This window comes from Herbiconiux sp. FW305-C-125 (assembly GCF_058783455.1).
This window is the reverse complement of the sequence record NZ_JBYSYO010000023.1, coordinates 1-11,035: the sequence shown is the minus strand read 5'-3', so window position 1 is coordinate 11,035 and position 11,035 is coordinate 1. Positions and strand designations below refer to the sequence as shown.

Annotated in this window: 10 protein-coding genes; 7 read left to right on the top strand and 3 right to left on the bottom strand. The window is 70.5% G+C overall.

From position 1 onward, the window contains the following. Window positions 1-25 precede the first annotated feature (25 nt). From AC3WLB_RS24085 to AC3WLB_RS24055, 7 genes are all read left to right on the top strand, one after another. Window positions 26-931, top strand: coding sequence for an SDR family oxidoreductase (locus AC3WLB_RS24085; RefSeq protein WP_492510441.1), 906 nt, complete (start codon window positions 26-28; stop codon window positions 929-931). Next, window positions 928-1,734: a MaoC/PaaZ C-terminal domain-containing protein gene (locus AC3WLB_RS24080; RefSeq protein WP_492510439.1), complete on the top strand. Its 807-nt coding sequence runs from the start codon at window positions 928-930 to the stop codon at window positions 1,732-1,734. Before AC3WLB_RS24085 ends, AC3WLB_RS24080 begins: the two co-directional genes overlap by 4 nt. After that, window positions 1,731-2,678 carry an NAD-dependent epimerase/dehydratase family protein gene (locus AC3WLB_RS24075; protein WP_492510437.1) on the top strand — a complete coding sequence of 316 codons (948 nt, stop codon included), beginning with the start codon at window positions 1,731-1,733 and terminating at the stop codon, window positions 2,676-2,678. The genes AC3WLB_RS24080 and AC3WLB_RS24075 overlap by 4 nt, the downstream gene beginning before the upstream one ends. Before the next feature lie 79 nt (window positions 2,679-2,757). Further along, window positions 2,758-3,534 carry an electron transfer flavoprotein subunit beta/FixA family protein gene (locus tag AC3WLB_RS24070; RefSeq protein ID WP_492510435.1) on the top strand — a complete coding sequence of 259 codons (777 nt, stop codon included), beginning with the start codon at window positions 2,758-2,760 and terminating at the stop codon, window positions 3,532-3,534. Between the two features lie 62 nt (window positions 3,535-3,596). Continuing rightward, window positions 3,597-4,616 carry an electron transfer flavoprotein subunit alpha/FixB family protein gene (locus tag AC3WLB_RS24065; protein ID WP_492510433.1) on the top strand — a complete coding sequence of 340 codons (1,020 nt, stop codon included), beginning with the start codon at window positions 3,597-3,599 and terminating at the stop codon, window positions 4,614-4,616. A gap of 768 nt (window positions 4,617-5,384) precedes the next feature. Then, window positions 5,385-6,527 carry a cytochrome b/b6 domain-containing protein gene (locus AC3WLB_RS24060; protein ID WP_492510431.1) on the top strand — a complete coding sequence of 381 codons (1,143 nt, stop codon included), beginning with the start codon at window positions 5,385-5,387 and terminating at the stop codon, window positions 6,525-6,527. Next, entirely contained in the window at window positions 6,524-7,504 is a 981-nt protein-coding gene (locus AC3WLB_RS24055; protein ID WP_492510429.1) for a TIGR03619 family F420-dependent LLM class oxidoreductase, read from the top strand. Before AC3WLB_RS24060 ends, AC3WLB_RS24055 begins: the two co-directional genes overlap by 4 nt. 70 nt (window positions 7,505-7,574) lie before the next feature. On the opposite strand, the gene AC3WLB_RS24050 is transcribed toward AC3WLB_RS24055, so the two are convergent. The 3 genes from AC3WLB_RS24050 to AC3WLB_RS24040 all read right to left on the bottom strand — a co-directional run. Beyond that, the gene (locus tag AC3WLB_RS24050) at window positions 7,575-8,030 is read right to left on the bottom strand and encodes a hypothetical protein (RefSeq protein ID WP_492510427.1); all 456 of its coding nucleotides are present in this window, start codon (window positions 8,028-8,030) and stop codon (window positions 7,575-7,577) included. A 1,086-nt stretch (window positions 8,031-9,116) separates the two neighbouring features. Beyond that, a complete protein-coding gene (locus AC3WLB_RS24045) occupies window positions 9,117-10,175 on the bottom strand; it encodes a hypothetical protein (protein WP_492510425.1) in 1,059 nt (352 codons plus the stop codon). 54 nt (window positions 10,176-10,229) lie between these two features. Continuing rightward, on the bottom strand, window positions 10,230-11,035 hold an 806-nt coding region (locus AC3WLB_RS24040), incomplete at its 5' end, for a substrate-binding domain-containing protein (protein WP_492510423.1).

Sequence of the window (11,035 nt, the reverse complement as noted above, 5' to 3'; positions counted from 1 at the left end):
CGACGCCTCGAAGGGGAGGACAACAATGACCGGAATCTGCGAGGGCCGCGTGGCCATCGTCACCGGAGCGGGGCGCGGACTCGGGCGCGAGCACGCGCTCGAACTCGCGCGGCAGGGTGCGCGCGTGGTCGTGAACGACCTCGGCACCACGCTCGCCGGCGACGGTTCGGCCGAGGGCCCGGCGGCAGAGGTGGTCGAGCTCATCCGCGCCGGCGGCGGCGAGGCCATCGCGAACGGCGCCGACATCGCCGACTTCGAGCAGGCGCGTGAGCTCGTGGCGAGCGCGATCGACACCTTCGGGCGCCTCGACGTGCTGGTGAACAACGCCGGCTTCGTGCGCGACCGGATGCTCGTGAACGCCGACGAGGCCGAGTGGGACGCCGTCATCCGGGTGCACCTCAAGGGGCACTTCGCGCCGCTCCGGCACGCATCGGCGTACTGGCGCGAGGAGTCGAAGGCGGGGCGTCAGCCCTCGGCGCGGGTCATCAATACGTCGTCTGGTGCGGGCCTCCAGGGCAGCGTCGGGCAGGCGGCGTACTCGGCGGCGAAGGCCGGCATCGCTGCGCTTACGCTGGTGGCGGCGCAGGAGCTCGGGCGGTACGGCGTGACGGTCAACGCGATCGCCCCGTCGGCGCGCACCCGCATGACGGAGGGGCCGTTCGCCGAGGCGATGGCCGCACCCGAGAACGGATTCGACCAGATGGACCCGGCGAACGTCTCGCCCGTCGTGGCCTGGCTCGCGAGCGTCGGTTCGGGTGATGTCACGGGGCGGGTGCTCGAGGTGCAGGGCGGCACGATCTGCCTCGAAGAGGGCTGGCGGCACGGACCGCGGCGGGACGCGGGGCGCCGCTGGCGGGCCGACGAGGTGGGCGACGTGGTGGGCGCGCTCGTCGCCGCCGGCGCGCCCCCCGAGCCGGTGTACGGCGCATGAACGGGGCGGATGCGCGGGGTGCGGCCGGGGAATGGGCGGGGCGGTTTCTCGGGGAGCGCACGGTCGTGTACGACGAGCGCGACGCCATCCTGTACGCCCTCGCCGTGGGCGCTCCCGCCGATCGGCTCGACCTCGTGTTCGAAGACCGGCTGCGCGTGCTCCCCTCGTTCGGCCTCACGCTCGCGCAGTGGGCGCCCGACGTGCTGGCCGACGCCGGCGCGTTCGACGACCGCGCGGTGCACGGCTCGCAGCGGCTCGAGGTTGCGGCCGCGCTTCCGCGTTCGGGCGAGCTGCGGCTCGCCGCCCGAGTCGGCGACGTATGGGACAAGGGTTCGGCCGCGATCTTCGAGGTGATCGTGGAGTGCGAGCAGTTCACCGCGACCTGGTCGCTCTTCGCCCCCGGCGTCGGTGGCTTCGGCGGCGAGCGCGGACCGGGCCGGGCGACGCCCGCCGCCGGCCGCGGCGCGCCCGAGGAGCGCTCGTTCGCGACCGCCCCCAACCAGGCGGCGCTCTACCGCCTCACGGGCGACCGTCACCACATCCACATCGATCCGGAGGCGTCGGCGCGCATCGGCCAGCCCCTACCGATCCTCCAAGGCCTGTGCACGCTGGCCGCCGCGACGCTGCCGCTCGCCGAGCTGGCGGGCGCACATCCGGCCGACCTCACCCGGCTCGAGGGCCGATTCAGCGCCCCGGTCGTGCCGGGCGACGAGCTGCGCGTGCGGTCGTGGCCCGACGGCGGCTTCGAGGTGCTGCGCGGCGACGTGCCGGCCATCACCGACGGCGTGGCGGTGTTCGGATGAGCGGGGCCGTGCTCGTCGTCGGCGGCACCGGCATGATCGGAAGTCACATCGCGGGCGACCTCGCCGCGGCGGGTCGGCCGGTGACGGTCATGGCGCGCTCGGCGGAGGGCCCCGACGATCCCCCCGCGGTGCGCATGCTGCCGCGGCTCGTCGGCGACTACGCGGATGCGCGACCTGAGGCCGAGGCCGAGGCCGGCGTCTCGGCGGTCGACCTCCAGGGGTTCGATGCCATCGTGTTCGCGGCGGGCAGCGACATCCGGCACGTCTCCGAAGACGACGAGGACGACGCGTTCTGGCGCCGCACCCAGAGCGAGGGCGTGCCGAACTTCGCCGCGCTCGCGAAGCAGGCGGGCGTGCGCCGTTTCGTGCAGATCGGCAGCTACTACCACCAGCTCCAGCCGGAGCTGGCGCAGACCAACGCCTACGTCGCGGCCCGCCAAGCCGCCGACGAGCGCACCCGCGCCCTCACGGGCGACGGGTTCGAGGCGATCACGCTGAACCCGCCGTCGATCGTCGGCGTGACCCCGGGCCGCAGCGCCCGGCGCTTCGGGCGCATGATCGCGTGGCTGCGCGGCGAGAACTCCTCGGTGCCCGTGTTCGCGCCGGCCGGCGGCACCAACTACCTCTCGGTGCACTCGCTCGCCCAAGCGACGATCGGCGCGCTCGACCGGGGCGAACCCGGCCGCGCCTACCTGGTGGGCGACGAGAACCTGCGCTTCCGCGAGTTCTTCCAGTTGGTGGCGGATGCGGCGGGCTCGGCCCTCGTCATCGACGAGCGCGACGAGAATCAGCCGTTCCAGCCCGATCGGTTCATCGTGCCGGGGCGCGGGGTGGTGATCTCGTACGAACCCGATCCGCACGAGGTCGACCTCCTCGGCTACGACCGGGGGGATGTGGAGCGAGCGGTGGCGGAGGTGGTGCAGCTGTGTTCGGGAGAACGCTGAGACGGGCATCCGTAACAACCAATCGCTTGCTAGGCTGGGCGGACAGCGACGTGCAGCGGTGCACGAGAGGGAGCGGACGATGAAGATCGTGGTGCTGGTCAAAGAGGTGCCGGACACCTACGGCGACCGCAAGCTGAACCTGGAAAGCGGCCTGGCCGACCGGGCCGCGAGCGACGCGGTGCTCGACGAGATCGGCGAGCGCGCACTCGAAGTGGCTCTGGCGTATGCCGACGGGCACCCCGGCACGGAGGTCGAGGTGCTGACCGTGGGGCCGGAGTCGGCGACCACGACGCTGCGGAAGGGGCTGGCGATGGGCGCCGCATCCGGAGTGCACGTCGTCGACGACGCTCTGCTCGGAGCCGACCTCACGCTCACCGCCGACACGATCGCGGCGGCGCTGCGCACGACGGGGTTCGACCTCGTGATCACGGGCAACCAGTCCACCGACGGGTCGGGCGGGGTGATGCCTGCCATGCTCGCGGAGCACCTCGGGGTGCCGGCCGCGACGGCGCTGTCGACGGTCACGATCGGTGAGGGCGAGGTGCGCGGCACCCGGCTCGCCGAGACCGGGCGGTCCGAACTCGTGGCCGCCCTGCCGGCGGTGATCTCGATCACCGAGGCGCTGCCGGATGCGCGGTTCCCCAACTTCAAGGGCATCATGGCCGCGAAGAAGAAGCCGGTGCGCACGCTCGGGCTCGCCGAGTTGGGTGTGACGGTCGACGATGCGGCGGTGGGCCGGTCGATCGTGATCGCGATCGCGGAACGACCGGCGCGCGCTACCGGCACCACGATCACCGACGAGGGTGACGCCGGGGTGCGGCTGGCGGAGTTCCTGGTGGCCAACCGGCTGGTGTGACCTTTCGTGCGCCGCGGCCTCGCCGTGCGCGTGCTGACTGATTTTCGAACGAGGAGACGACGATGGCAGACTTCCCCGACGACGCGGTGCTCGTGCTGGTCGAGACGGTGCCGGGCGGTGAGCCCGCGCCCTCGGCGGCGGGCCTCATCGGCGCGGCGGCCGGGATCGGGACGCCGGTGGCGCTCGTGGTGACGGGCAGCGATGCCGGGGCAGGTTCGGGCGACCTCGCGGCTCAGCGCGCGGCGGAGCTGGGCGCGGCGGTCGTGCTGGTCGCGGATGCGGGTGCCGACGCTGGCGCTTCCGGCGCCGGCGCACCGGGCGCGGCGGTTCCCGTGGTCGACGCGCTGGCAGCGGCATTCGCCGAGGTGCGGCCTACTGCGGTGCTCATCTCGAACTCGATCCCGGGTCGCGATGCGGCGGGGCGGTTCGCGGTGCGGGCGCGGCTCGCGCTCGCGGTCGACGCCGTCGGCGTCTCGCGCGACGAGGAGGGCGTGGTCGCGCACCACTCGGTGTACGGCGGCGCCTACGACGTCGATTCGGCAGCGACCGTCGGGGCGCTGGTCGTCACCGTGCGGCAGGGCGCCGTGGAGGCTCGTGCCGAGGCGCGGCCACTCGACCGGCGCGAGCTCGTGGTCGGGGCATCCGATGCTCCGGATGCGGTCGTCGCCCAGTTCGAGCCGCTCACCGCGGTCGCGACCCGGCCGGAGCTGCGCGGGGCGGCGCGGGTGGTGTCGGGCGGGCGCGGGCTCGGTTCGGCCGAGAAGTTCGTGCTCGTCGAGCAACTGGCGGATGCGCTGGGCGCGGCCGTGGGAGCGTCGCGCGCCGCCGTCGACTCGGGCTACGTGCCGCAGTCGCACCAGGTGGGGCAGACCGGTGTCTCGGTGTCGCCGCAGCTGTACGTGGCGCTCGGCATCTCGGGCGCGATCCAGCACCGGGCGGGCATGCAGACGGCGAAGACGATCGTGGCGATCAACAAGGACGCCGACGCCCCCATCTTCGAGATCGCGGACTTCGGCGTGGTGGGCGACGTCTTCCAGGTGGTGCCGCAACTCATCGAGGCCCTCGCGGCCCGAAAGCCCTGACCCGTGTCCACCACCCCGCCCCCGCCGGCACCCCCTCCCGGGCGCCCGCCCCGCCGCGGCCTCCCCCGCCCCGGCGAGGCGGCCATCCCAGCCACGCCGCCTGCTGAGCCGGCCGCGGCAGCGCGAACCACCCCCGCGCCCCCCGCGGGCACCGCGGCCCCCGCGGGCACTGCGGCACCGGCCACCGCCACCCCAGGCACCGACACCCCGCCCACCGGCACCACGCCACCCGGGTCCGCTTCTCCCCGCCGCGGCCTCGCCCGCCCCGGCGAGGTGCGGGCACTTGCCGCCGATGCACCGGAGCCCACGGCCGCACCTCCCGCCGGTGCACGCTCAGCCGCGTCCGAGCCGAGTGCCGCCAGGGAGGGCGCTCCCGCCGCAGCCGCCGCGCCCCGCCGCGGCCTTCCGCGCCCCGGCGAGGCTCCAGCGCCAGCCGCCGGTGCACCTCAGCCCACCGCGGAGGCTCCCGCCGGCGCAACCTCAGCCGCATCAGGGTCGAGTGCCGTCAGCGAAGCGGCTCCCGCCGCGGCCCGCCGCGGCCTCCCGCGGCCCGGCGGGGCTGCAGCGCCAGCCGCTGACGCACCGCAACCCATCGGTGCGCCTGCCGCCGACGCCTCGGCGAGCGCTCCCACCACCGGGCCATCGCCGGCCGAGTCGCAGGCGGCGAGCGCGCCCGCGTCCTCGCGGCGCGGTCTGCCGAGGCCCGGAGGAGGAGCTGACGGCACGGCCGCGCATCCGGGTTCCCCGCAGCCGCAATCGGCCACGCCGGTGGGGGGTTCGCCCGCGCCAACACCCGCACCCGCACCCGCCGCGACGGTTCGATCCGCCGAGGATGCCGAGCCGGCCGCCGCACGCGCGCGCAAAGCCACCGAGCGCACACCAACCGCCGCGCCCATCGGCACCGGCACCGGCACGGCCACTTCCACCGCCACCGATCGCACACCAACCGCCGCCCCTACCGGCGCCGGCGCGGGCACCGTCACCGCGCGCACACCGACCGCCGACAGCACCAGCCGAAGCGGCAGCCCGCTCGGCCGCCGACGGGCGGCCGTCGTGGCCGGCGCGATCGTCGTGGTCGGGGCCGCCGCCCTGGTGCTCCTCACCCGCTGGCTCGTCACGACCCCCGGCGTGGCCGCCTTCCTCGACGACTACCCCGGCGAATACCCCCTCCCCACCTGGGTGCCCGAGGGGTTCCCGGCGTGGCTGCAGTGGCAGCACTTCCTCAACGCCTTCTTCATCGTGCTGATCATCCGCTCGGGGCTGCAGGTGCGGCACCAGAAGAAGCCGCCCGCGTTCTGGACGAGTCGCCGCGCATCCGCCCGCAAGATCAGCCTCACGCTCTGGTTCCACCAGTTCCTCGACGTGTTGTGGCTCGCGAACGGCGTGGTGTTCGTGGTGCTGCTGTTCGTGACGGCGCAGTGGGCGCGCATCGTGCCGACCAGCTGGGACGTCTTTCCGAACGCGCTGTCGGCGCTCATCCAGTACGTGTCGCTCGACTGGCCCACCGAGAACGGCTGGGTCAACTACAACAGCCTTCAGCAGCTCATGTACTTCGTGGTCGTGTTCGTGGCCGCGCCGCTCGCGGCGATCACCGGTGTGCGCATGAGCGGCGTCTGGCCGAAGAACGCGCCTCGCCTGAGCCGGGTTTACCCGGTGGAGCTCGCGCGGGCGGTGCACTTCCCGACGATGCTCTTCTTCTCGGCCTTCGTGGTGGTGCACGTCGGCCTGGTGTTCGCCACCGGCGCCCTGCGCAACCTCAACCACATGTACGCCGGGCGCGACGAGGGCGACTGGGTCGGGTTCGGGGTGTTCGTGGCCTCCGTCGCCGTGATGGTCGCGGCGTGGATCGCCGCCCGCCCCGTGCTCCTCGCCCCGCTGGCGAGCCTGTTCGGAAAGGTGTCGGCGCGGTGACGGATGCCCGTACCGCATCGACCGGGGAGGGCGACGCCGCCCTGCGCATCCGCCCTCGCCCTCGCCGGCTGGCGATGAACCTCATGTCGACCGACCGCATCGGCGGCGGATTCGACGGCCTCCTCGAGTGCGCCCGCGTCGCCGACGACGCTGGCGTCGACGTGGTGGTGCTGCCCGACCACGTCGTGATGCACGGCGGTGCGCGCGCCGCTCGCGAGGGCTTTCCCTACCCGCTCTCGGCGAACTGGTACGACCCGCTGGTCGCCCTCGCGGCGGTCGCCGCCGTGACCCGACGCGCGCGGCTGGGCACCAACGCCCTCATCGCACCTTTGCGCCCGGCGGTGCTGCTGGCGAAGCAGCTCGCCACCCTCGACGCGGTGTCGGGAGGTCGTGTCGAGGCGACACTCGGCGTGGGCTGGCAGGCCGAGGAGTACGCCGCGTCGGAGCGCCCCTTCGAGGGCCGGTTCGGGATGCTCGAGGAGCAGATCGCCGCCTGCCGAGCGCTGTGGGCGGGGGAGTCGGCCGCCTACGCAGGGCGGCGGCTGGCGTTCGAAGATCTGACCTCGCATCCGCTGCCGCCGCAGGGCACGGCGTTGCCGGTCTTCCTCGCGCTGGCGCTGAGCGACCGCAACCTCGAGCGCATCGTGCGCCTAGGCACCGGCTGGGCGCCGGCCCCCATGCCCCTCCCCGAGTTCGAGGAGTGCGTCGCGCGCCTGGCGACGGCCGCCGCCGCTGCCTCGCCGCCCGCGTCCTCGAAGCCCGTGCGCATCACGGCAGCCGTCACCCTCCCCTCCGAGGTCGCCCCGAGCCACGCCACCCCGCCCGACCCGGTCGCCGAGGCGCTCGGCCTGTGGCGCGCCGGGGCCGAGACGGTCATCGTGCACCCGGCCCCGTTCATCCGTTTGCCCACCGAGCTGCCCGCGTTCCTCGAACCCCTTCTCGCCGCTCGCGACCTTGGAGACTGGGGATTCGCGTAGGCGGGTCAGCCCGACAATCGTGCGCCCTCGGCACACGTCCCGTCACTGCCGTTCTCCCGGCTTTCAGGACTCAGCCGGCGGACCGATGAAAGTCGAGAGTTTGACCAGTGTCCTCGCCGCCGATCGCGTAGTAGACAATCCACTCGTCACCATCACGCCTGACATCGAGCTTGAATCCGGGGCGGCCATCGATTGGCGCTGAGAGGGAGATGCCAACATAAGGGTTTCCTGACCCATTCTCCTGGACACGCCAGCGACCATGCAGACTTTCGAGATCCGACCACTCGATCGGCTCGAACCAGTGATCGCCGGCCGGCCCGAGCGCGACCTGGGCGGGCAGTGATTCGGCCTCCATCGAACCGTCCGGCTCGAACTCCAGCGTCGCTTCGACGGAGGCCGGACCGTCCGCTACCCATGTGCCTGCCAGCACCCCGGGCGTTGCCAGCGGATCGGGCGCATTTCCCGAGCACCCCGCCAATCCCGTCACGAGCGTGAGGGCAACGCACGCGGCTCTCAGTCTCTCCATCCGATTGTCTCCGTCCATTTCCAATGTTGTTCAAAATCCGAAAGCGTCCCGGCTTGAGACCCGAGTGGTCGGTAAGAGTGATGTGGGTGCTAGTGGCGTATGGGTAGCCGTTGTTCTGTTGCGGGTTGAAGGAGCCAGGACTGGATCGACGGAGAGAAACTTGCCGATGACCGAGTCGTAGGCGCGTGCACCGAGTGGTACCAGGCCCGAGAACGCTGACTTCGGGGCGTCGAGTAGGGTGCGGCTACATGTAGGCATCCAGCTTGACCCTCCCGTGGGAGCGCGCGCCTACTGCTTGTCGAAGAAAGCAGACAACTGGCGTGCAGCCTGGCTTAGACGTTCTGAAACATCTGGCCGCGTACGTTCAGCCTGGATTGCCGTCCAGTGGTCGAGCAAGTAGTCAGCCTTTTGGTCGGCTTCTCCAGATGGGAGAGCATCGCCTAACAGAATGCTTCCCTGCCCCCCCGTCGTCCATATCCGTGACTCGGGCATTTGGAAGAGCTTCAATGAGCTTGCGTCCCGTATCGGCTTGGTCGAGGGCATAAGAAATGAATGCAATCTCACGCTCTGTCAATTTGCGCTCCACCGGCATAGTCAACCGTGATCCTCCCAACATTGATGAAACCGGGTCAGGCTCCGTTCGTTAGCTCGCGACGCTCGTCGTATCCAACCGACAATTCCCGCCCCACGACGCCAGCTATGTCATCAGAGAGGCTGAACCACTGGCGGCCGTCGGGGGTGCGAAGCAACACTCCCCGCTCACATCGGTGGTCGGCACGAACAGCGGCTGAGAATCCGCACTAGGGAGATCTGATCGAATCGCGAGCAGTTCCGATCGTCAGGCCCCACAGGATGTGGCCGACCGGAACGGAGTAGCAGAGATTGTTCCGAAATGCCCAGTCAGAGTTTGGGAGGACCTCGCGGACGATTTGCTTCCATTGACGGGTTCCCATGTCGACCATCGTTTCAAGGCCTGGCTACACTAATCGCGATGCCCCGGGGACAGGTGGAAGATTGCATCGAATCTGCTCGGTCGCGCGGGCGTCGATTATCCACGCGTGTGCATGTCTCTAGGGTGGACTCGGGCTAAGCGGTCAATTCGTAGAGCCGTTCCTGCAATCGGTGTTTACGCGTGTTCGCAATCTCCCTACTCAGTCCCGATGAGGCTGGCGGATCAAGCCAAATGTCGGCGAGTCCACCCATTCCCGGTATCGCCTTATGGATTTCTGCTAGGACGAGGGCTTCGTCCGACTGCGTCGGCGCCTGCAGTCGATCCAGACGTTCGGAGAACCAATTCGAAGGTGCGTCTAGCCCGCATAGCGCCAGCAAGTCAACCAGCTCTGACAGGGTGGCTCGGATCGGTTCGAGATTCACTGGAGTGGCTCCTTGGAGACAAGTTTGAACAATTGATCGAGAGGCACATTGTCGGGGACGTAGACCTGAGTTCCTGTGCCTCCCGCCACCGTCGACCGCGGAGCCGAGGGTGGTGTCGATGTCGACCCACGCCCCGTCCTGCTCGACGCGGACCGGAATAGATGAAGAGGTGAGCTGGTAGGTGCCGTCGGGGAGTGCCTCGACGAGGGATGTCTCTGTGGTCTGGCTGTCGACCACGACATTGTGGTCGAAATCTCGGGCTATCTGGGATGCGTCGGTCTCGGTGGCTGCACTAGGCGCGTCGGCTTTGGGAGGCGGTGCAGGTAGGTCCTCATCGCTCGCTGACGGCTCGACTGGCTGAGCCACTAGAGGAACCGATGCCGGGTCCTCGCTGTTCGCGACCGAGTTGTCAGGAGCGTCACTTTGCGCATCATCCGTCGAGTCGCCTTGGTCTTCGGACGGAGACTCGCCGTCACTGGACGGCAGCGAGTCACCGGGATCCGCGGCATCATCCGCGGTCCATGCTGAAGCCGCCGCCTCCGCTCCCTGGTCCGAGAGTTGCCCGGCCCATGTAGCCGATCCGGGGACGGCCACGAGCAGAGTAGCGACGACAAGAACGATGGCGATCGTCAGACCGCGAACACGCGAGAACACGCACAGGCTCCAATTGCTGCGAGTACGGTCCCGCTCCCCCACGCCCCCCCGAGCGATGTAATTGGAATCTAGCCCCATACAGTTGTCGAGCACAAATCCGCGGCGATTGTCGGTCATATGCCAACCTTAGCAATTACCGAGCTTTCCTCAGCTCAGTTCGACACCCGATCGCTAGCACCCGCAGGAGGACCGCGCGATCAGCGTCGGCGCGATGGTGGTGTGGCCGAGGTCTGCCGCGTCGGTGAGCGAAGCGACAGCGGCTTTGGCCAGCTCTTCGATGGGCTGCCGCACGACCGTCAGCGGCGGCCAGGTGTATTCGGCTTCGAGGGAACCGTCGAAGCCGACCACGGCGAGCTCTTCGGGGATCGACACGCCACTCTCATGGGCGGCTTTCAAGACACCCACCGCTTGCAGGTCGCTGGACACGAATACCGCGGTGGGCCGGGTCTTGCGGGCCAGCAATCGCTTCCCGGCCTCGTACCCGCCCTCGCGGGTGTAGGGGACGCGAACCGTCGGCCCCTCGTCGGCGCCCCCTTCGCGCAGCGCCTCGGCCCATCCCTTCTCGCGGGCGATGGTCGACGACGAGCCGTCGTCGCCGAGGATGGCCGCCACCGACGAATGCCCGTGGGAGAGAAGGTGGCGCACCCCGAGTTTCGACCCGCCCTCGAAGTCGACCCCGACCGTCGTCACCCCCGCGAGGGAGGTCGCGCGATCGAGCACGACGACGGGCACGCCCAGCGCGGAGATCTGGTCGGCGCGCGGCCCTTCCGGCGTGGCGCTGATGACGACGAGACCATCGACCTGCCGGTCGATGAGGTTCTGCAGCTGCTGGATCTCGAACTCGGCCTGACCACGCGAATTGGCGAGGATGAGGGCGTAGCCCGCGCGCGTGGCCTCGAACTCGATCTCCCGCGACAACTCCGCGAACAGCGGGTTGCTGCTGTCCGGGAGGAGCAGGCCGAAGGTGCGGGTGCTGC